The 20,849-nt window shown below is 57.2% G+C and carries 16 protein-coding genes; 6 read left to right on the forward strand and 10 right to left on the reverse strand.

From position 1 onward, the window contains the following. Positions 1 to 230: 230 nt before the first annotated feature. Positions 231 to 1,763: a phospholipase D family protein gene (locus ACR0IU_RS21335; RefSeq protein WP_480717651.1), complete on the reverse strand. Its 1,533-nt coding sequence runs from the start codon at positions 1,761 to 1,763 to the stop codon at positions 231 to 233. A 122-nt stretch (positions 1,764 to 1,885) separates the two neighbouring features. Here ACR0IU_RS21335 and ACR0IU_RS21340 point away from each other — a divergent pair, with 122 nt between their 5' ends. Continuing rightward, positions 1,886 to 3,139, forward strand: coding sequence for an adenylate/guanylate cyclase domain-containing protein (locus ACR0IU_RS21340; RefSeq protein ID WP_480717652.1), 1,254 nt, complete (start codon positions 1,886 to 1,888; stop codon positions 3,137 to 3,139). 281 nt (positions 3,140 to 3,420) lie between these two features. On the opposite strand, the gene ACR0IU_RS21345 is transcribed toward ACR0IU_RS21340, so the two are convergent. From ACR0IU_RS21345 to ACR0IU_RS21380, 8 genes are all read right to left on the reverse strand, one after another. Next, positions 3,421 to 4,242: an AfsR/SARP family transcriptional regulator gene (locus ACR0IU_RS21345; RefSeq protein WP_480717653.1), complete on the reverse strand. Its 822-nt coding sequence runs from the start codon at positions 4,240 to 4,242 to the stop codon at positions 3,421 to 3,423. Positions 4,243 to 4,378: 136 nt separating this feature from the next. Beyond that, positions 4,379 to 6,853, reverse strand: a complete 2,475-nt coding sequence (locus ACR0IU_RS21350; RefSeq protein ID WP_480717654.1) for a hypothetical protein — start codon at positions 6,851 to 6,853, stop codon at positions 4,379 to 4,381. 1 nt (position 6,854) lies between these two features. Further along, positions 6,855 to 9,554, reverse strand: coding sequence for a S8 family serine peptidase (locus ACR0IU_RS21355; protein ID WP_480717655.1), 2,700 nt, complete (start codon positions 9,552 to 9,554; stop codon positions 6,855 to 6,857). A 98-nt stretch (positions 9,555 to 9,652) separates the two neighbouring features. After that, the gene (locus tag ACR0IU_RS21360; protein WP_480717656.1) at positions 9,653 to 10,312 is read right to left on the reverse strand and encodes a hypothetical protein; all 660 of its coding nucleotides are present in this window, start codon (positions 10,310 to 10,312) and stop codon (positions 9,653 to 9,655) included. A 4-nt stretch (positions 10,313 to 10,316) separates the two neighbouring features. Then, positions 10,317 to 10,991, reverse strand: coding sequence for a hypothetical protein (locus tag ACR0IU_RS21365; protein WP_480717657.1), 675 nt, complete (start codon positions 10,989 to 10,991; stop codon positions 10,317 to 10,319). Then, positions 10,963 to 11,514, reverse strand: a complete 552-nt coding sequence (locus ACR0IU_RS21370) for a hypothetical protein (RefSeq protein WP_480717658.1) — start codon at positions 11,512 to 11,514, stop codon at positions 10,963 to 10,965. Before ACR0IU_RS21370 ends, ACR0IU_RS21365 begins: the two co-directional genes overlap by 29 nt. Continuing rightward, entirely contained in the window at positions 11,511 to 12,380 is an 870-nt protein-coding gene (locus tag ACR0IU_RS21375) for a hypothetical protein (protein ID WP_480717659.1), read from the reverse strand. The genes ACR0IU_RS21370 and ACR0IU_RS21375 overlap by 4 nt, the downstream gene beginning before the upstream one ends. 429 nt (positions 12,381 to 12,809) lie before the next feature. Then, positions 12,810 to 13,124, reverse strand: coding sequence for a hypothetical protein (locus ACR0IU_RS21380; protein WP_480717660.1), 315 nt, complete (start codon positions 13,122 to 13,124; stop codon positions 12,810 to 12,812). 2 nt (positions 13,125 to 13,126) lie between these two features. Here ACR0IU_RS21380 and ACR0IU_RS21385 point away from each other — a divergent pair, with 2 nt between their 5' ends. Beyond that, positions 13,127 to 13,651 (forward strand): 3-methyl-2-oxobutanoate hydroxymethyltransferase, encoded by a 525-nt coding sequence (locus tag ACR0IU_RS21385; RefSeq protein ID WP_480717661.1) that lies wholly within the window; start codon positions 13,127 to 13,129, stop codon positions 13,649 to 13,651. A 508-nt stretch (positions 13,652 to 14,159) separates the two neighbouring features. On the opposite strand, the gene ACR0IU_RS21390 is transcribed toward ACR0IU_RS21385, so the two are convergent. Further along, on the reverse strand, positions 14,160 to 15,494 hold the full coding sequence (locus ACR0IU_RS21390) for a tetratricopeptide repeat protein (RefSeq protein WP_480717662.1): 1,335 nt from the start codon (positions 15,492 to 15,494) through the stop codon (positions 14,160 to 14,162). 164 nt (positions 15,495 to 15,658) lie between these two features. On the opposite strand from ACR0IU_RS21390, the gene gntH reads away from it, so the two are divergent. From gntH to ACR0IU_RS21410, 4 genes are all read left to right on the forward strand, one after another. Continuing rightward, positions 15,659 to 16,990, forward strand: coding sequence for a guanitoxin biosynthesis MBL fold metallo-hydrolase GntH (gntH, locus tag ACR0IU_RS21395; RefSeq protein WP_480717663.1), 1,332 nt, complete (start codon positions 15,659 to 15,661; stop codon positions 16,988 to 16,990). A gap of 64 nt (positions 16,991 to 17,054) precedes the next feature. Then, a complete protein-coding gene (locus ACR0IU_RS21400) occupies positions 17,055 to 17,864 on the forward strand; it encodes a hypothetical protein (protein ID WP_480717664.1) in 810 nt (269 codons plus the stop codon). Then, positions 17,815 to 19,584 (forward strand): hypothetical protein, encoded by a 1,770-nt coding sequence (locus tag ACR0IU_RS21405; RefSeq protein ID WP_480717665.1) that lies wholly within the window; start codon positions 17,815 to 17,817, stop codon positions 19,582 to 19,584. Before ACR0IU_RS21400 ends, ACR0IU_RS21405 begins: the two co-directional genes overlap by 50 nt. A gap of 4 nt (positions 19,585 to 19,588) precedes the next feature. After that, positions 19,589 to 20,848: a HupE/UreJ family protein gene (locus ACR0IU_RS21410; protein ID WP_480717666.1), complete on the forward strand. Its 1,260-nt coding sequence runs from the start codon at positions 19,589 to 19,591 to the stop codon at positions 20,846 to 20,848. Position 20,849: the final 1 nt, after the last annotated feature.

The following is a 20,849-nucleotide window of genomic DNA, read 5'->3' on the forward strand; positions in this document are numbered from 1 at the left end:
CTTCAAGCTGACGCGCGCCGCCGCTCTCGCCGAGTGGCGTCAACTTTGTTCCGGATAGGTTCGCGGTTTCTGCGGCAAACTGAGACTGGTTCGAATTAGTCTGACAGCACCATTCTAGCTATCGGACAAACCAAATTATAGGCTGGAAACGATCAACAGGCGTTTTCTACCCAGGGCTGCCGTTTTACAGGCCGGAGTTCTCTGGTAGCGTCGGCTATCTGACAAAAAACTTAAAGCTGCGAACCAATTGGTAAAATACTTAGAAATCCAGCAACTATGTGATCCCAGGCCGATCCCGTCGGCTCGGATTGGTATTCAATTACAGTGCCATCATCGCCTTTTGTCGTCCATTTAAGCTGACCAGCTATCTCGAGCGTCACGTTATATGTGTATGCGGGTAGTGCGTCGTCCAAGGCACCCATGGTCTGCTCAGTCAATGCTGGCGAGTCAATCAGAATTCCCATCTCGGTGTTGATGTTGACAGATCGCGGGTCCCAGTTGAACGACCCTACGAACAAGTATCGGTCGTCAACTGCGAATGCCTTTGAATGTAGACCTGACCTGGATTGAGCCCAGTTAATACCCCGGCGTTGGACCTGATAGGCGTCAGGTCGCAGCTCATAGAGTTCTACTCCACCGCGTAGAAGTGCACGGCGTTTCTTGGCGTAGTGCGCGTAGACGGGTGCGACGTCATTAGATGCAAGTGAATTGGTTACAACCTTTACGTCGACGCCGCGGCTTTCCAATTCGGTCAACCATTTCACACCGTTGTTGCGCGGCACGAAATAGGCAGAGACGATGTTCACCTCACTGCTGGCATTCTCAAAGTACGGAAGCAATTGAGATGCCAGAACGGGACCTGAGTTCTCGAGACCGGCGGCTTTTGACGGCGGATCAGCATAAAGCTTCGCAGGCAGCCAATCCAGTAACAGGGCACCATCTGCGAAGTTCTCTTGTGCTGACTTTCTGAGAGCCGCGCCATACTGCGTTTGCTTCGCTTCATCGACCAGTTCGTTCAACCTGACTCGCGCATCACCAAGGTCAAATTCCTGAGGTTCTCCAACAACCACCCGAGCTGGAACGGCAAACTCGCTGTTCCAGTAAGAGTCAAAGCTACGCGACACCTCCCGTACAACGGGGCCTGCGGCCAGCACATCCAGATCAGCATAGTTCATTTCTTCCCGAGCGAGAAAGTACTCGGCACCGATGTTTCTCCCACCCACAATCGTGAACACGTTGTCTGCCGTCATTGACTTGTTGTGCATTCGGCGATTGATGCGCTTGAAGTCTGTCAAACCTGCGATCAACAGGCTTTGATCTCGCCAAAAAGGATTGAACAACCTGATCTCAATATTTTTGTGATTGTCCAACGCGGCCGTCATCGCGTCATAACTGGACGTATCCATGTCATCCAGTAGCAATCGGATGCGAACACCCCGATCTGCCGCCTGCAAAAGACTGGCTGCAAAAAGGTGGCCCGTTGGGTCGTTGTGCAGAAGGTAGTATTGCGCGTCTATCGTTTGCTCAGCCGCAGCCGCTAACAGCAAACGTGAAACAAGCGCTTCTTCGCCGTCACTGATCAGCTTGACACCCGACCGACCGTCTTTGGGATCGCCAAGCCGGTTGGCTGCCTGACTAAGAGCTGTGCGCGAGTTTGCCGGAAGCGAGGCCGATACCGTCTTTTCATAGGTGCGAGATTTTGGAGCGCAAGCAACTAGGGTCAGCGTGCACAAAATACAGACCACTAGCTGCCATCGTGTCATCAGTTTCCTCCATCCCCGTATCCTAGATGACTACGCCGAGACGGGTGATTGCAAGTTGGTTCTGTGAAGCATGAGGTTGTTTCGCTTGTCGTTGTTGATTTGGTGAAACCCTCAACTGTCCCGTGCAGGTATTTGATTTTGACGCAACCTCAATTCAAACGTACTCTACCAGCAGCCAAGCGCAAACGAGGACCATGTCTGATCCCGAACACCGAAATGACTCTGCCGCGGAACCTTCGCCGCGTGCTGTGGACGACGGTATCGGCGTGGCAACAGAGGAGTTCAGAATTTCGATGCCAATCGGGATCGGAGCTGTCTTGGCTGCTCTGGCTTCTTTGGCCACGTGCTATTCCGGGATTTTGCTGACCTATTTGGTTGGCTACGAAGCGCTTTCCATAAACCCACATGCGCAAGCGGTGCTCATGTGGGTGTTTGCATTGTTGGCGGTTAGTTTCTTATGGAGAGACCGGAAACGGCATGCCAAGGAGCTTCCACTCGTCCTCGGAGGGATTGCTGCCGTCATCCTAATTGTCACGCTGTACTTCGGCTATGACGAACGTGTCGAAGCGCTCGCCTATGTGCTTTTGGTGATCGCGGCTTTGCTAAACCAGAACTTTATACTCGATGCTTTGAACCACACGGTTCGCAACCAGACACATGAAATAGAGGCATTGAACGAAAGACTGACCGAGAAGGTAAAGCGCCAGGAAGGCGAGATTGACAGGCTAGCCCGACTCAAACAATTCCTTGCTCCTCAGGTTGCGGAGCTTGTCGTAGAAGAAAACTCTGACGAGCTTCTTAAAACTCATCGTCAATACATCGCTTGCCTATTCTGCGACATCCGCAATTTCACGGCGATTTCCGAGGCGATTGAGCCAGAAGATGTCATCACCCTTCTCCAGCATTTCCACGATGAAGTCGGTCATTTAGTTGCCCAACACAAGGGAACAATCGGATACCGAGCTGGAGACGGATTGATGGTGTTCTTCAATGATCCGGTTCCCTGCGATCAGCCCGTTCTGCAAGCCGTGCGGCTGGCTAAAGAAATAAGCGAAGCCTTCGAAGGAATACGAGCACCCTGGCAGAAACTCGGGCACGCGATGGGTTTGGGTATTGGGATCAGTAGTGGTTACGCGACGCTTGGGCTTATCGGGTTTCATGGTCGCGCCGACTACACCGCAATCGGTGGAGTTGTGAACACCGCATCCAGGCTTTGCGACTTTGCCAGCGACGGGCAGATCCTTTTGAACCAACGGGCGCTTCTAGACATAGAACAACATGTGGAGACCGAAGAACTGGGGGAACGGGAACTGAAGGGCATCGGTAGCCCTGTGCAGATTTTTCGCGTTGTCAGCCTCTCCCATCGGGCGAAGTGATACTCTCTCTTGTGAAGAGTTCAATCGTTCTTCGTAATTTGAAGATCTGCTTTGGGCTGAATGCGTTACTCTGAAGTAAAAATGCGGATGGCTGCAAAGTCCGCGAAGCAGACGCGCACGAAAATTCTGCGAATGACCGCACCGAGCCCATCCACTCCATTTTCCGCACTCCGCGGCATACGTTGCGGAGGGCGGTAAGCAGTCGTTCGCTTCGCAACTGGAATAGCGGTTCTCACCCAACTAAACGATCAGCCGTAAGGCTTAACAAAACGAAGAATCATTCATTTAGGAAGATTCAGCACGTGTTGGCGGGCAGGTCGCAGTTGCTTTCGAGGGGCTGCGGAAATGAACTCTAGTTTGGCCGCCATTAGATTGGCCACCAACGCGGTGGTAGCGTCAGTGGGATGAACCGCTAGTTCGCTCAGTAGTGAATCCGTGCAGCGCAAATATTGTCGTATCGCGGCGGCGGGATTGCCGCGGGCCAAATGGCAACGTATCGTCACTCGATGCATCGGTTCGTGTAGCGGATCATCCTCCAGTATAGAAGCGGCCATTGCAACAGCTTGATCGTACCGGTGTGCAGATTCATGTGCGCGGGCTAGCAACTCCAGCGCTGTTTGTCTGCGCCCCTCCAGGAAAGTGCGCTGCACCAGGGTCCACTCGTCGTAAAGCCCCTCAAGGAAAACGCCTCGCACCAAACTCAAAGATCGATCCAATTCGGCATCTGCGGCCGACGATTGCTCCAACTGAGCAACTTCCAACGCGTCGAGGAACCTCAGTACGTCCACCTCCGCTTTCTCTATTGCAAAGCGCACGCCGTCGCCTTCAGACTGGATAAGGCCAGCGGCGTCGGGGCTTACCTTGGCCAAGCGTTGGCGAAGCCGCCATAGCGCAGTGGAGAGCGCGCGTCGGGCGGAGGCTTGGGACATGTCGCCCCAGAACGTCGTGGCCAACGTGTCACGCGCCACGAAACGCCCGCGACTGAGCGCGAGATGAGCGAGAATTGCGCGGTCTTTGGTGGTTCCGCCGCCGCACCCGTCAACGCGCTGCCCGGCACGATGGATTGAAAACCGACCAAACAAAAGTACTTTCGTTTCCGTCATCAAAATACCCTCCGAAACCCAACCAAAACTAGAAAAAGAGATTCGAAATACGCCCCACACCCTAATCGATATCCACCAATACTTACAGCCGAAGATCGAAAAGGATGCCTTGGGCGCGAGTACTTGCCAAAGGGGGTCACGGCAGCCTCAGGCGCGGCATCGTCCGGCTGGCGGTGGTGGATTTGTCGGTGTCGCCTTCGCCCGAGCACCGGCGCTGATCGGCCACTGTCCACTGGCCAAGGTCCACCAGCCGCCGCGTCACCCTGGCTTTCGAAGTATCGGTAAGCGTTGCGATCAGGTCAGGGCAGAAATCGAGGTTGGCCAGCGTTTGCACCCCGGCAAAACTAATATCCCAGAATTCGGTGTCGCTGACCCTCCGTTTCAGTGCCTTGTGGTTGGCCATAAGCTCTTTTAGCCGCCTTCTGGAGTCTGGCGGAAGTGCACTGTCCCTGGCTTTCTGCTTCATGTGCCACAGAGGACCATACTTGCTGTCGAAGGCATCGATGAATTGGTCGGCGACGTGCTCGGTGCCTTCAGTGACATAGTCGCGGATGGCCGACCAGATTGCCCCAGCAAGCCCGACGATCACCCCGGCCAGCATCAGTACTTCGCCCACACCCGCCCAAGAGGTCGCCGCTCCTGCGGTCATCAGAAAGCCGATGACCGACACCGTTCCGGACCCCGCCTCAACCAACCCGAGCGCGAAGCCGATATTGTCGGCCCGATCGTATTTGTCGCGCGCGGTCTCGACCCCGCTGGCAATCGCAAGTAAGCCGCCGAGCGCCCCGAGTGCCTTGCCGCCGGTGCCGCGTGTAAGAGATTTGATTGCGCGGTTGTCTTTCAGCACCCGGATGGTCGAGAGGATTTTGGCGGTTCCGAGTACGGCGCCGGTGCCGCTGTCCAACAGGTCGGCCCATGCCTTGAGCGTCAGTTCCTCGTTGCTGCGCCACACCTGCAGCATCGCCGCGATGTTGAGCAAGACCAGCACCCCGCCAACCCCGCGCCCCGGCCACTTGTCCGAGATCATTGTTCGGGCCCTGGCCATGTCTTCCGGTGTGCCGGTGCCCACCAGCCCCAGCAGGATCTTGGATTCGTTGTCAGAAAGTCTCGCCACCGCTCGAAGGGCGCGAAAAACCTTGCCGCCAAAGTTCTGAGCCGCCCCTTGCGATTGCAGCCGCGCCATCAGACCGGGACCGGCGACGTTGAGAAGCGAGACAACAAAGGAATTTGGTCCCGGAAGATTCGCCACCGTGCGGCCGCCGAAATTGGCCCCGACCGCAAGGATTTGCAGCGCCGAGTTGAAGGTGAAGGGGCGCTGTTGCGTCATGACGGCGGCAGCAAACTCGGGATTGAAGTCGGGCGGAACGGATGCGGGCGGTGGATCAGAGGCCATCAACGCGTCCACCACGCCGCTGATATCATCCAGCGCTTCCTTGCTGCGCGGCGAGGCAACCAGCAGGTAATAGGCGTTGAGCAGCGCCTCCTCGATCTTGCGCCGCGTGGCCTGGCTGACCAGCGCGTATTGCGCGGTGACAACGCCCATCAGGGAAAGGAAATCGGGCGCGTGCAGCAGGTCATATAGCTCGTCGGTCGATGCACGAACCTGAGCTGTCCAGTATTCGTAACCGACCGGGCGGGTGATCAACACGTCGTCGGCTTGTTCGATCACCGTGCCCAGATGCGCGCGCAACCTCTCCAGCCGCTCTTCCTTGCGCTTGCTGTAGCCGTCGCCGCGAAACCGCTTCATCGTCGACAAGATCAGGTCGAGCGCACGCAATAACGCGACGGGTCGGGCGTGTTCTGCCGTGAGGTCGCGCTTGAGACCGATGCGGTTTTGCAATATCCGGTTCCTGGTCTCGATCTGGCCGATCTTGGCTTCGAGCGCCTTCAACGGCGCTTCCAGCAGGTCAGCCTTGGCCTTTTTGACGACGTAATCCTGGTAGGCCTTGAGCGCCTTTTGCATCTTTGCGTTGGCGGGCAGAACAATCGGGTGGTCGAGCGCGGCCGGGACATGGAACTGGTCGCGGGGCAACTGGTACGGGCCGCCGCGCCTGGTCGTGTTGTAGGGGTGATGAGTGCGCAGGTCGCGCCGCGCAGCGGCGGGCCCTTCCCACGACAGGGGCGTCTGGTCGTGTAGCGGCTTGAGCACATGCTTGTTTACGTTCTTCTGCACCAGCCAGCTCAGTACTGTTCTGGCTTCGGTGTGGAACATTCGGGCAAGTTCGCGCACGGTCTTGGGCCTGAACTTGCGCATGTCGATCAGGGCGACGGTTTGGCCACGCTGCTTTTTCAGCGTCACGCCGGGATAAAGGTCGCGGGGCTGGCGCACCCAGACCGTGCCTTCGGTCTGCACTACCACCTGCCGGGGCAGCGGATTCCCGGCGATATCGGCCACAATGCGGCCAACGGCGGTCCCTGTGTGACCCGGCGCAGCCACCAGCGCGTAATAGCCGGGACCTGCGCGCTCAACCGGAATGCCGCGCGCCGCCAGAGCGGCGGGCTGTTCCAGCGCATCCGACTGAATCTCGCCGTCGAATATCCGCCCACCGGGCAGGCTGCGGATCAACCGCGCGCCCTGCATCGGCGAGGGCGATGGGGCAAGTGCGGTCATCTCAGAGCCCCAGCTCGCGCTGCACCTTAGACCAGGACACGCGGCGGCTGATAAACGTGTTGGGGCGCGGGGAACCGAAAGCGAACCGTTCGGCGCGCCCCCCATGTCGGTTGACCCAGTTGACGAATTCGCGCTGGAAGCTTCGCCACAGATTGTGTCCGCCTTCGAACACCTTCCGGTTCAGAAACTCCAGCCGGTAGGTTGCCCGATCCGCACCACGGGTGTAGAACACGGCGCGCTGTTGGCTGCCGTGGTAGCCGAATTCGCGCGTTCCGCTGACCGGGTGCTCGTCGGAGTCTAACGGAATTTCCCGCGTCAGTGTGCTGAACCGCCAGCGCGTGGGCGTCGCGTCCGAACATACAACATAGGCGTTGTCGGGTCCCTCGATGTCGATGAAGATCACTGTCCCGACCGGGTTGGGCGAGACCCACCTTATCGCGTCGCGAACCGAGACCGGCGTGAACTCGGACAGGCCGATATCGAGGTAGTCGTTTATCTTGAGGCGGAAGCGACGGAACAGCGAGGCTCCGGTCATCTGCCTGCCCTGGTAGGTCGGCATCCGACTCACGTAGACCGGGTAGTAATCGAGGTTGATGTTGTCGCTCTTGGCGCCGGGGATGGTTTGCAGCCGGTATTTGATCAGCTTACCGCTGGCGATCTGTTTTAGCACCGCGGATGAAGGGCGAAATCGGATCAGGTCTTCCCAGTCGGCTACGCGGCTAGGCACAGTATAGCGCGGCTGCGCCTCAGTAACCGGTGGCGCCCATTGCTCCGCGGGGGCGGCTGTGGAGCCCTGGATTGCATCGGCGTAAAGATAATCGGTCGGCATGGCGTCCTCCGCTGCGGTTTCTGCTAGGTGCTGCGTGGTGGTAGCGGTGATGGCGGGCACTGCCAGATCCGCCGCCCTGTCATCGCCAAAGCGCCGCGCGGCCGTTTCGGCGGCGACGATGTCGAGAATACCGTACCCCATCAGATGAGCGGTTTCAGGTGTAACTGGTTCTGGGCGCCGGGCGCTGCCGAATAGGATGGCGCGGGTGTCGGAGATTTCTAGTGGGCGAGCACTGGCCTGAAAAATCAGTGCCGTCGCACCGGCCACGTGTGGCGCTGCCATGCTTGTCCCGCTCTTGGCGACGCTGCGCGGTCCCCTATAACCGTCGGGTGGCGTGGACTTCGCCGCGACAATCGCAACGCCCGGCGCCGCGATCTCGGGCTTGGTGCGCCCGTCGCGCGTAGGCCCTGAACTGGAGAATTGGCCGAACTGCAGACCCGGCGCGCGTGGATTGGTGGCCCCGACGGTGATCGAGTGCATCCCGTTTGCAAGGCTGCCCGTTGTCGAACGCTCGGTCATCTCAGGCCCGGTGAACGCGGGCGAGCGGCCACTGTCGCGCTCGATCCACGCATGGAACCTGCCGTCGCGCACATTTTTGCCGTGGAGTGTCATGCACCAGTCGCCCTCTGGCGCGTCGCGCCAGAGGAAAAGGTCGACATGGCGATCGCCGTTTCCGCCCAGCGGCTTTCGGCGGTGATGATAGATATGCCCCACCGAACGCCCTTCGGCGAAGATGGGTGCATCCTCGTCGAGGCCAACCGGCGGCGTTTCGCTACCGTTGGGCGCGGTGACGCTGACGGTTAATTGGTCGGCCACGCTGTAGAATAGTTCGATCTCCGACCGGGTCGGATCGGATGGCGGGACCGAGAACCGCAAGGGAAGGTTGGTGCCCCGCGCGACACGTCCCTGCGCGGCGATCCTCTTGTGGCGGTAATTTCCGGCCGAGTTCACAACAGCGCGCCCCGGTTGGGCGGTTACGGCGGCGTCGATGAATTGTTCAACCGCCGAACTGCCGTCATGCCCCGAGCCTTGAGCGCCCATCGATATGTTAACGACGCAGGGGCGGTCACCTGCGAGGTCGAAGACCCAAGCGAGGCTTTCGCAGATCGCGATGCTGTCGCCCAGCACGCCGCCAAAAAGGATCGGAGTTGTGCTGGCGATCGAGGCGAATATCAAGTCGGCGCGGGGCGCAACGCCCATCGGACTGCCACCTTCGCCGTTTCCGGCGGCGATGGACAGGACATGTGTTCCATGAGTGCCGACCCAACCGCCGTGCCGTCGCTGGCGCGCCCGCCGGTCAGCCTTGCCGGGATGATAGCCCAGCGCGGCGTAGGGATCATTGGTCGCCAAAGCGGCGTCGATGGCGGCGGCTGTGTGGATCTTCCCATACCCGAAGTGGTTGCCGTCGCTCTGCCCGCGCTGGTCCCAGAGGCCCAGAAGACGGGTGCCGCCTGTTCCGGGCCCATCCGGGCCGGGATGCCGGAAATCAGGCAGCGCGAAGTCGAGCCCGGTGTCGAGGCAGGCGATAACAACGCCTTCGCCGAAACCACTTACGCCCGCAGGGCGACGCGTTTCCGGGCCGGGCATCAGCGCGCGTAGGTCCCCAGTATGAGCCACGGTTTCGGTCTCGCGCACCGCACGCGCCGGTTCAGCAGTGTCAATGGCACCGCAGGTGGCCAGGTCGCCCAGTCGGTCGCGGCGCACCCGCAACGTGGCGATCGGGCCCATCCGTGACACCTGTCGCACGAAGTGGGGTAGGGGCGCGTCGTCATTGAGCCGCACCGCAAGGGCGATCTCGTCATCCCCGGTGCCGCCGCGCTGCACTTCGGCGAGGCCGGGATTAACAAAGCTAGGTTCTGTGTGACCGGACATAGCCGCCTCCTGCGTTTCTTGCGGGGTGCACGCGTGATGGGGGGCGTACACCCTGTGATCGGGTGAACGACAATTTGTGGCGAATGGCGGTCCGCGCCTTACGGGGTCTTGGCCTCAAGCGCGGCGATGCGGGCCTCGTGATCCTCGGCCGTTGCTTTAAGTTTAGTGATCTCGTCGGCGTCCTCACCGGGTACGAAACCAAGTTGCTCAACCCGGTTGGCGGCCTGCGCGGCGGTCTCCAGAAGCTCTGTGCCGCGCCCGGTGGATACCACCCAGACAAGCGTGATCTCGCGCCGCTTCTGAGCTTCCACCGAGGCCTTGCTTTTGCCTTCGCCAGTGATCATCGAGGCTGCTGCCGCGGTTGCGGCAACACTTGCACCGATGGACCGCGCAGCCGCAGTGGCGGCATCGCCGGCTTCGGGCGCGGTGCCCGGATCCTTCAGCGCCTTGACGGCGCGTGCCAGAACCTCTTCCAGCCTGGCCCTGTCGTTCTTGTCCTCCAGTGCGTTCTTGGCTGTCACGGCTGCCTTGCCCTGGTCTTCCTTGGCCTCGGAGGCTGACGACAGGCTGTCCGCCGGTGCTACCGACGCCATGGCTGCAACTGTCGACAGCAGCACGCGGTTGTCCTGCGCCTGCGTCGCGGTTACCGATCCGCCCGATCCTCCGAGAATGTTGGACAGGATCGGCACGTCGACCTTGAGGCCCGATGCGGTGGGTCGCCCGCCGATGATGGATGAAGTCGGTATTTTCAGTGACATCGTTTCAGCCCCCCTTGTTGAACAGGTTGCCCAGCAGGTTACCGCGTTGCAGAAGCAGCACGAGGCCACCGATCAGGTAGGGGTTCGACAAGGCGCCCTTGTCGAATGCACCGAACTTGGCGGCAGCGCGGGCGATGTTGCCGAAATCGATATTCTCGCCCTCGAACGCGGTGGCAACGTCTATCGCCGCATCGGTCCGAAGCCGGGTGCGCAAGGCGCGGATCTGGCTTGTCTGCATCGTGTTCACGCGCACCAGCCCGCTGACCCGGCGCTGCATACCGTTTACACTTTTGGTCAGCGTCTTGATGCCTGAGGCGTTGCGCGCGATCTTGCGGTCCTGCGCATCGGTAATCGTCTTCAGTTGGCGCTGCTGAACCTTCCGACTCGATGCGGGCGGGATGTAGCTGCGCCGCCGCGAAGCCCGGTTCACCCGTCGGCCCCGGTTCCTGCGTCGACGCCGGCGCTTCTTCTTGCCCCAGAAAAAGTCACCCAGGTCGTCGCCATAGCCATCGGCGGCCTCGCCGAGCAGGTCGTCGATCAGGTCTTCCGCCTCGTCGGGATCGTAATCGCTGTCGTAAAGTTCATCGTCGTCATCATCGTCCAGATCGTCGATGTCGTCATAGACGTCACCATCGTAATCTTCCATGATGTCAAGTTCTTCCGGGTAAACTTCCGTCATTTTCCGTCTCCTTTTGGTTAATGCCTTGCGCCGCGGCGAAGGGTGGGCCGGGGGCCCGACGCATGGCCCGCACCGCTGGCATAACCAGTTGGGTGAAGAGGGCAGGGTCGGGGCGCCGCGCACCGGGGCGGCCACGGCCGCGGCAGTGGTGACAGGCGTTGTCGCCACCCCAGCAGATCGCGCATGCACCGAGCGCGTCGGCGAGCGTGTCGTTGGCCTGCCGCAGCGCTTCCAGCTCCTCTTGGGACGCGTCGTCAAAAACGTCCTCACTGAGCCATGGGTCGGTATCTCCGAGGTCGTCGAGATCGCGATAGTCTGCGTCCTCGATCAGGCGGTCATCGAAGTCCTCTGCTGTTTCCCCGGCCTTTATCAACATGCTAAGCACGTCGGCCTGCATTGCGTTGCCCGTCATTCCGGTCAGCATTTGCTGCAACCCGTTCGCGTCGCCTTTTGTATCGAGCATCGCGGCTAGCATCGTCGCCAGCGCCTCGTTGCCGTCGAAGGAATGGGATTGCTCGGTCATTGGACATACTCCGGTGCGGGGCGGCGGGGAAAAAGGCGGTGGTGCAGCGCCGCACGCAGTTGCGCGGTCCGCTTGGTGTGGGCCTCGTCGGCCTCGGCCAAGTCGGCCATCAGCCGCGCCGCCTGGTCGGTGGGGCTAGCCATGTCGCAGCGGGGCACACCCGCCTCGCCGATGTAGTAGGCCTCGTCTTCTCGTGCGCTTGGCGTGCGTGCGGCCTCGGCGGCCAGCTCTGATATGGCATTGGCGATAGCGCTAGGCGGCACGGGTTGGCTGCCTACGCGTAGCGTCTTGCGGCCCTCCAGCCCAAGCGCCAGCGCCTGCAGGGCACGCAGGGTTTCGGGCCGGGACAACAACGCCAGAAGCTGGGCGGTTGCGGCTTGCGATTGCGCTGTCGTGTTTGAGGGCAGGGCAGCGGGGGTTGCATTCGCGGGGGCGGCACCAACTGGCGCTGTCGCTCCAACGGGTGGACTAGGGGCTATAGCTGGGGCAACAGCGGCGGTCGCAGTCGGTTTCGCGGGCTGTCTTATTGCCGCGAGCGCACCGCCACCCAGAGCACCGGCAACTGCGCCCCAAGGGCCGGCGATCGTTCCGCCTTGCACAGCGCCTTGGATCGCGCCGGGAAGTGCCTTTTTCGCGATCGGTGCCGCCGCTTTGGCAATCGGAGCCAACGCCTGGCCTGCTTTCGAAAGACTGCGGAAAAAGCTCTCAACAACTTCCGGATCGGCATTTGGAAATGCCGACAAGAGCATCTCCTCGATGCTCTCGTCGGTGTGGTCATGACCAAAGTCATTCATTGCTGCGCGAACATAAGGATAGGCTGTGTCACGCAACGCGCTATAGCGTCGAGAGGTGGTCCGTGCCCTCATTGCAATCGCCCTGGTCCAAATTGGTTATGAAAGATGGATCGCCGAATGCACTCCGGAATTTCATCAAGTGTTTCGCAATCGATCGGGGCGATTAATCTGAACCCTTCTGGTTCCACCGAAACTAGTTCAGCCCGCACTCGGGTGATTTTACCCTCGTCTACGGTCGAGCAAGATTTCCAGTGCACCTTTAGCATGAAGTAAAACACCCGGGGTTGATCGATGACACTCATAGGGAGCGAGATTTTCATCAGGGAGCCCCACTAAGCTCTCACTAACATCTCTTCAGCGTCACAAGGGTCTCACGGCTACGTCAAAAAAGTCCGTATTGCTTTATAAAGGTTACTTTTTCCGGAATACACTTGGTCGCAAATTTACAAAGATAGTCGGCGAGCTCGTGGCTGCTTCTGGACGGTTGCGCGCTAACTTGGCTTATCGGATGAACTTGGCTTGAGGCGAGGCAGGGTGGTCGATAGCCTCACCAGTCGACACCTCTTCAAGCTGAATCGCGCCGCCGCACTCGCTGAGTGTCGCGAGTCCGACGTGGCATAGGGACGGTGTCGCAGTCCCAGCAGAGATTAGCTCGAATTTGTTTGACAGCTCGGTCGCAACCGTCTGCTTTCTGCCATTCGAAGGCTGCAACTCGGCGGTAGAAAAATCCGCGACTTTCCCATTCGTAGATTTCGAGATTTTGCTCTCGCAGCGAAGGTCCGGAAAGCGGGCTGCGACAGCAGCAATTTGGTCCATTGTTGAGTGACCGGTACACGGCAAGAGGGCCGCACATTGTTGAACTTTTAGCGCGCGAAGATATCCCCGTGATGTGTCATCTTGGCCTGGTTCCTCGCAAATCCACTTGGCGGGGCGGCCTGCGCGCCGTTGGTAAGACCGCGGACGAGGCTATCGTGCTTTGGAATGCGTTTCGCTCAATGGAAGATGCCGGAGCCTTTTCGGTAGAGGCTGAAGTTATCTGTGACCGAGTAATGGCTGAGATTTCCTCGCGTACGTCGCTGTTAACATCGTCGCTCGGTTCGGGTCCCGGCTCAGACATTATCTACCTTTTTCAAAATGACATATGCGGAGAGCAAACCGAAAGCCCGCGCCACGCACGTGCCTTTGGTGATCTCAATTCACTATATGAACAGATAACACGCCAACGCCGAGTTGCACTTACGGCGTTCAGGGAATCTGTTGAAGAGGAGCAATTTCCAAGCCCAAACGAGTGCGCAACAATCTCGGACGCAGAGTTTGAGAGTTTTTTTGAGCGACTAAAATGATTTTTGGTAAAGGAATGTTGAACCCAGATCTACATTTTGAAAGCCGGAATTAATACCCATCGGCGATAGATGTACGTTGGTCCCCTTTGGCGACGAGTAAAAAAGAAGTTTGCCATCGCAGTGAAAGTCCCTTTCCCGCCCGACCTGCGGGGGGGGCGCCGTCGCGACCCGCCAGCAGTTGACGTTCGAGCAACCGCAGCGAATTCGGACTTTGTCAGCTTCTTGCCAGTTCATGCCCCACGCAGCGAATTTCGATCCGTACCAGACCGGCCGTTGCTGCAGATTGCGGCGAAAGTGTCAGGAGAACCCACTTTGATCAGTGCTTCACGGTGCCCCAATGAACGTACTGCATAGAAAACGGACTTTGCGAAGACTGAGCAAACGTCCCTTATCTCACTTTCTGATATCGAACTCGAACCCGCGCTGGTGATTTGAGTGTCGACCTGAGTACTGGCGCCAGCAGAGACTCTTTTGACTTTGGCATCGCTACCGGCTGTTGTGCATCACCCTATCGTACTGGGCTTACCCAGCCTTGTTTTCGTAACTCGCTTAGCACCGCTTCTGCGTTCTCGACGTCTTTGTGGATACTCTTGAGCATTGCACCTAATGGCGCATCCGGCCACGCACGCTCAAGTTCGGCCAGTTTGGCTTTAGCCGCATAATCTTGCCCCATGGCTGATAGCGCTGCCGTAACGTAGGCAAGCGAAGGAGCGCTGAGTGGATCGCCAAGTTGCTTAGCCTCCTCAAAGCGCTCTACGGTCTTTTCGTATTCACCAAGATGAAAGTAAGTCGCGCCCGAGATATTTCTGTTAGCAAATCGTTGGTTACTGGAACCTAGCAGAGAGAGTCTGTCAGCCGTTGCAATTGCTTCCTTGAATTCGCCCGAGAACATCGCCACTGCACCAAGAAAGTCGAGTACAGCACCATCATTTGGATCAAGTTTTGATGCGCGTCTACTGAGTTGCAGCGCGGCGTCATAGTCGCGATTGGCGAAAAAGGCCCAGCTTTTGGCAGACTGACTCCAGGCTTGGTCTGGGGCAAGGCTTACCGCTTGGTTCGCCAGCTTCATAGCGGCTTCAGTGTATTCGGTCTTGGCATCGGATGGCGGAGTTATCACCGCAAGCGACGCGAGTGCCTGCGCAGCACCAGCATACCCACCGAAATATTCTGGATCGATCTCGATCACGCCTTCGAATACGGACAGAACCAGTAGCTGGCGTTGTCGGTCGAAGATCGGAAATATCAATGTCCGCGCTTGTTCCGCCAAATTGAATGCTTGTAATGCAGCTGGGGATTTTTCGTAAATTGCCACGCGCTGCATGTACGCGTTCGAGTCAGTTATAGCTATGCCACCCACTTCGGCAGAAGCAGTTTCCTGTCCATCTTGGGCAAGACCAACCGCGACCAACGCACCAACGACGGCCCCAATGGTGAACGCCCCTATGGGCAGCCCAAAGCGTTTGGCTTTTGTTGAGATTGATACTGTACTGGTTTCTGAGGCAGTTTCGAACCGCGGCCTGTATCCACCGCTATCGATACACAGTCGTACCGGATCATCTTTTCCGATACCCTCGTAATGCAGTTCCAAGAACTGACGAAGCCGCCGTGCATCGACGCGAACGATGTTTTCCGGATCGGTCCCCTCCGAGGTGTCGCGGTCATATACATCCTGAGCGATAGTCTTGCTGCGAATTTGATCTCCCCGACCGGCGAGTTCTTCCTCGACGATGTACGTCAGGAACGCCTGAAGCCTATCGGATCCATCCAGATGAGCATCGGCAAGCAACCTGCTTAGGGCAGCGCGTTTCTGACCGCCTGAGATGTTTTCAGAACTCCTCACCATATTCGTATTTTTGCAATTATTGGCGCGTGAGTCACCCCGTTATTCACCGTGAGTCACTTACGTGAATGTCCCTAAGCCTTAGACTTGAAACCAAAACAGCGGGCCGGAGCGCGAAAATCCGCATTCCCAGCTTGCCAACCTACTAAGCGACTGGAGGATGACACATGACCCAACGTTTGAACTACAGGAATCTTGGCAAGCACTTCGCAATCGGCGTGGTATTTGGTGCTTGGGCTATTTCTCCTCGAGCGGTCACTGAAGCTGTCATCGGTTTAGTTGCTCCTTCAGCAGCGTACGCGCAGGAAACAGAAGAAATTTCACCGACGAAGGTGCGTGATCGCCTGCGCGATGTGTACTACCCCAACACCGAAGATCTCGCCGAAGATGAAATGCGGGTTATCGCGTGTGGAACCGGAATGCCCACAACGCGCGCCAGTCAGGCCGCAGCCTGCTTTTTGGTTGAGTTGGGCAATGGAGATAAGTTCCTTTTCGATATCGGCTCTGGTTCGGTAGAAAACATCAGCTCCTTGCAAATTCCCTACAATTATTTGGACAAAGTCTTCATCGGCCATCTGCACACCGATCACTTCGGTGCGTTGCATGAACTATTTGTTGGTGGCGCACTTATGGGTCGAAACGTGCCGTTAAACGTATGGGGGCCGAGCGGAGAGGTACCAGAGTTGGGAACAGCTTATGCGCTTGACCATATGAAGAAAATGTTGACTTGGGATCTCGCCGGTCGTGCGGGTAACGTGGACTTTCGCGGTTACCAGATGAACGTGAACGAGTTCGACTACAAAGGTGAGAACCAGGTCATCTATGAAGACAACGGGGTTGTTATTCGCTCTTTCCCAGCGATCCATTCAATCGATGGCTCGGTGAGCTTCGCCTTGGAATGGAACGATCTGAAGTTTGTTTACGGATCTGACACTTACCCCAACAAGTGGTTCATCGAGTACGCAAAAGACGCGGATATCGCGATCCACGAATGTTTCATCGCAGTACCTGATCTGGTCACAAAAATGAAGTTCAGCCCTGAATCTGCGCTGTTGGTTGGCACCCAAGTACACACAGCACCTGAAGCGTTCGGAAAGGTGATGAGCGAGATCAAGCCGCGCATGGCCATTGCTTATCATTTCTTCAATGACTGGGACACGGCGGGCGCAGTCGATGAGCGCATCCGCACGACATATGATGGCCCGCTTAGCCTCGCGGATGACCTCATGGTGTGGAACGTGACCAAAGATGATATTCGCGTACGGATGGCTGCCGTCGACGAAGATACATGGTCGCCGCCTTTAGCTTCTCCCGCAGAAGCGCCCAAAGAAGAGGATCGTGCTGACTTTGCTGATACTGTTGGTATGTCACCCGACGTTATTGGTTTCACCGAATTCATCGAGAACGGAAAATGGGACGTTGATGATGTACTACGTCCGATCTTTGAAGAAGCGTCAGAAACGCTGGGCAAAGAGTTCCCGTATCCGGGTGACAACTAATATCAAATTTGACCGGCTCGGCTTCAACACGCGCCGGTTCTTTCAATTCTGATCGGAACTCTCTATGCGATATACCCCATTGATTTCTCGCTATTTGGTCTGTGTTGGTTGGTTGCTTGTCGCGATATCTCATGCCGCCAACGCCCAGTCTCTTGCACGTTCTGAAGATGATGAAGGTGGTTGGCGGCACTCGATCACCCCTTATCTGTTCCTTCCGCTAAGCACTACGGGCACATCAACTATAGATGGAACAAGCGTCGATCTGGACCTGAGCCTGAGCGAAGTACTGGACGTGCTACAGGGCGCAGCTTCGGTACGTTACGAAGGCTGGAACGGCGACTTCGGGATCATCTCGGAAGTGTACTATGTAAGGCTTGGCGAAGACGGAACCCTGCCAGGCGGACGAGTAGACGTCGATGTTGATGTCCGGCAGACCTTTGTAAATGTTCAGGGAGCCTACCGATTTGCGAACGGGGTCAATGCTTCGGGTCGACGCTATGCAGCAGACGCTGCAATTGGCGTCCAGTGGAACCGGCTTAAACAAGAAATCGACATTGCTGGTCCCGGGCCCGGCGTAACGCTGGGTGGAACAGAAGATTGGTTCGAGCCGATGATCGCGCTCCGCTATGCGATGGAAATCAACGAGAAATGGAGCTTCGCCAGCCGCGCTGAACTGAGTGGCTCCGGTGTGAACGGCGATGACCTACAATACCTGCTTCTGGCTGGCTTTGACTGGAAAGGCTGGGAGAACACGTCCCTGCGGTTTGGCTATCAGTTCTATGGAATTGACTATTCCACTGACCGTTCGGGCGGGGAGTTTGCCTATGATGTTGACCAGAATGGTATCTATGCTGCCGTCGCGTTTCATTTCTAAGGTCGGCGATTGCGGCAAGACATGGGTTTGGGTGGGCGCGGCGCTCGCAAGTTGGGCGATTGGCGCTAACCCATCGATCGCTGACCTCGTGTCCCCCTACGGCGGAGAAACCGCCCCGAACTTTGTTGAGCTTTCGGTACAGCCTGATCATGTTCGCGTTATCCTTGAGGTCGATTTGGGCGACTACCCCATTTTCGTCATTCCAGATGATGGTTCAGGTAGGTCGCTGGCTGAGCGCACGGGTCAAAACCTTCAAGTCTGGGCAGATGAAGAGGAACTGACCAGCACAACGAATACGATTGATGTGCGCCCTAGAATTACCCGGCAAACAGCAGCGAGCGCTCAGTATCGACCGCGGCCGCGCAGCGAAAATGTCGTATTCGTGGATATGGAGTTTCCGTTCAATGGCAAGCCTGAACGGATCACGTTCATTCCCCCGGTAAATTCAGAACGGATTCCCTTGGCTTCACTCGGCGTTGTGGCCGAGCACATGGGTGTTCCGGTGACAGACTATCGTTACCTTTCTCAGGCTGAGACCATGCGTCCAGATTGGAACGATCCGTGGTTTACAAAGTTTGAAAACCCAAATCTCACCCGTCACCACAAGTCCCCTATGATGTCGTTCCTGGCCATGGAGCCGCGTGTCGTCCGGCACGAGATCATATTGCGTTTGAAAGATATCGAAACTTGGGCCGATCTGGGCTTGGGAGGCGCAGAGAGATTAACTCCAGATGATGTCGCCAGGATCAAGTCTGGCGTATCGGACTTTCTTGCGAATAGAAACCCGCTCGCCGTAGACGGCAAGCCGATGAAACCGGAAACGGTACAGGTCTCACGTATCGAAGTTGGGGCCGAAGGCTTGCGTGTTCTTCCGGATGAGGCGGAGGCAAACCGAAAGACGCTGTTACTGGGCGTTGTCCTTTCCTATCCGGTTGAGACCTTGCCGAACCGAGTTGATCTGGCATGGGAACTTTTTCCAGATGGTCTGGATATTATTCCGATCACCATCTCCGATCCGGCAGGGGCAGTCCCCTCGCAGATTTATGAATCCGATCCAGTTGTAAGTTGGAACAATCACTTGAAAACTTGGACAAACCCAAAGACGAGCCCGGTTGTCGTCAAAGTCGCGGGTGTAACACAGGTGCCCTCGTTTGCGTTCGGCTTAGGATTCCTGTGTTTGATATGCGCCTATTACTCGTTGCAGCGTGCAAATAGTCAGCGTCTGATCTTACTTGGCCTGACCGGGGCATTCGGTGCCGCTGCGATTGTCACGTATTGGCTGAACAACCCGTCGACAGCGCCCGAGCCGGATGACATCGCGACGCGTCAAATCATAGAAGGGCTAGTGACCAACATCGGAACTACGATGCTTGAGACGCGAGATGATAATGCCTTAGGTGCGATGGAGCCATATGTCGAAGCAATTAATCGCGACAAGGTTCAAGCAGAAATGCGTCGTGGCTTGTCAGTTACCTTGCCCTCTGGTGCCATGGCTCGCGTCGAAGCGATTTCAGACCTGAATGTCGAGAGCTTCACGCCCGGCGAAGACAGAAATCAGCATCAGGCCCTCGCCAATTGGACTGCCCGTGTAAGCGGAGGTCATTGGGGGCATCTACATAGGCAAGCGGTTTCTTATCGTGGCTTGCTAGATGTTTCGCGGCATGGCGACCATTGGATGCTCGATGACCTGACGATTATCAGCGCCAAAACAGGAGGGTAATTCAGTGGCTATCGCGAGGTTGTTTTATCCAACGTTCCTGTTTGCCATGATCTTATTGTGTTCAGGCAGAGCAGAGGCGCATTTCAATCTAAACCAGAATGTTCGTATCCATCATGTTGCCCATTCGGAAGATGGCCTAGATGTCTATTTGCGCCTTCCGATGCCTTATTTGGTTGCAGAACTCGTCGGTCCAGAAGGTACGGACGGTTTGCCCGAACCAGCTCCTTACACATACAATCTGATCGAAGATGGCGTGCTCATGCACTACTTGGATCAGGCCGCATTTCACAAAGACCCAACCGGCTTGGCTCGTATTGCTGAAAACAGCTTCGTGCTATCTATCGACGATCATCGACAAACACCAGAAATCGTCTCGATAAGACTGCACCCGTCGGGGCAAGAACCTGGATTTGCCACGCTTGATGAGGCGCATTCGGCATTTGCGCCAAGAGATGTGTTTCCCACAACCGAGGAGATTTATGTTGGCGATGTGATGGTTGACGTACATCTGCGCTTTCTGACGGGAGAGGTTGGAGCATACAGTTTATCCTACACTTCTGATCCGGGACTTCCTGAACAAGAAGAAACGGCGAACCTGATCCTCGACTATAACGGGCAGGATGTTCGGACATTTCGTGCGCGGGGCCTGATGCATACCCCGGTCGAAGTTTCCGGATCTGCAACCGCAGCCGCTTCGACCTTCTTTGTCGAAGGCATTCGGCATATTTTGGAAGGTCCCGATCACGTTCTGTTTGTGCTTTGCATGATCATCGGTGCATTGAACTTACACAGCCTATTAGCCCGCGTCACAGGGTTTACATTGGGCCACACGGTAACACTGATATTAGGTTTTTTTGGCTTCGCGCCGAACGGAGCGTGGTTCATCCCAACTGTCGAGTTGGCGATAGCACTTTCAATTATCTACGCTGCTGCGATGGCGGTTTGGCCACCAGAGAAAGGACACGGCGACCTGAAGGCTTTTTCCATCACGTCCGGGATTGGGTTGCTGCATGGGTTTGGTTTTTCCTTCATGTTGCATCAAATTCTACGAGTTGATGCACCAAACGTTTGGCACAGCTTGCTGGCCTTCAATGTTGGAGTAGAGGCTGGACAAGTCATGATCGTTCTATTGGTCTGGCCCCTGGTGTTGTTGCTGCGTAAACAACCAGGCCGTATCTGGGTCAGCTCTCGCGCTGCCGTTGCCGCGTGCGCAAGTCTGGTCGCGATGGTTTGGGTAGTTGAACGGGCAGAGTTCTTCCTCTGAT

The organism is Ruegeria sp. CL5, from assembly GCF_056536485.1.